Source organism: Liquorilactobacillus sicerae, from assembly GCF_029916425.1.
Lineage (GTDB): Bacteria > Bacillota > Bacilli > Lactobacillales > Lactobacillaceae > Liquorilactobacillus > Liquorilactobacillus sicerae.
Genome location: NZ_JAHAVQ010000061.1, coordinates 1 through 766, shown reverse-complemented (window position 1 = coordinate 766; position 766 = coordinate 1). Strand labels below are relative to the sequence as shown.

The following is a 766-nucleotide window of genomic DNA, read 5'->3' as shown; positions in this document are numbered from 1 at the left end:
ATTATTTACTAAATTAGGTGACATAGATTGTCCAGATATTCTAACAAAAGAAAAGAAATTTCCTTTAAGAAAAACCGCAATCGCGATACCAGCGATTGCGGGAATTAACCATATTTTCAAAAAATATTTTAAATGTTTATTCATTTAACAAAAAAACTCTTCCAAACATCATTAATCTTTTTATGCCTGCTTGACCAAGGAAGGACCTTCTCTACACCAAGCACATGAACTTTCTTAACAAAACCGAAATATCGACTATCCTCAGACTTTGACCTATTATCTCCAAGAACAAAATAATTACCTGCAGGGACCTTAATCGCTTTCCCATCAATCCAATGAGAACTTCCAGAAACAAACGGCGAATTTCCCGAAGACAAAGTCTTTAGAGTCCAGTTACCGGTACCGGTTGTCCGATTATAGAGAGAAATATATTTTTGCGATATTTCTTTACCGTTAACATAAATATTTCCGTTCTTAGCTTCAATTTTATCAACAGGAAGTCCAATTACACGTTTAACATAATCTTTTTCCCCTGGTTGTATTCCAGGATCCTCTTTTTTTGCATCAAAAACAATAACAGAACCACGGTGGACCTTAGCAGTTTTAAAAACCCAAATTCGCTCACCGTTCTTAAGATTATTGAGCATTGAATCGCCGTTAACGGTCACAGGCACTAATAAAAACGCTTGAATCAACAATGCTAAGAGTAAACCTACAGCAATAGGAATAATCCAAGAAAATATTGATTTAATTTTTTCCATTATCA

1 protein-coding gene and 1 pseudogene are annotated in these 766 nt (G+C 34.5%); both read right to left on the bottom strand.

Annotation, left to right across the window (positions count from 1 at the left end; translation table 11 throughout):
- Positions 1-144, bottom strand: a pseudogene (locus KH893_RS13095) (signal peptidase I); the annotation flags it as partial.
- A complete protein-coding gene (gene lepB / locus KH893_RS11180; protein WP_281166195.1) occupies positions 141-761 on the bottom strand; it encodes a signal peptidase I in 621 nt (206 codons plus the stop codon). The pseudogene KH893_RS13095 and the gene lepB, both read right to left, overlap by 4 nt.
- Positions 762-766 lie beyond the last annotated feature (5 nt).

Bases quoted from the DNA above. Each gene is read 5' to 3' on its own strand.
- lepB (WP_281166195.1), bottom strand. From the start codon at position 761: ATGGAAAAAATTAAATCAATATTTTCTTGGATTATTCCTATTGCTGTA.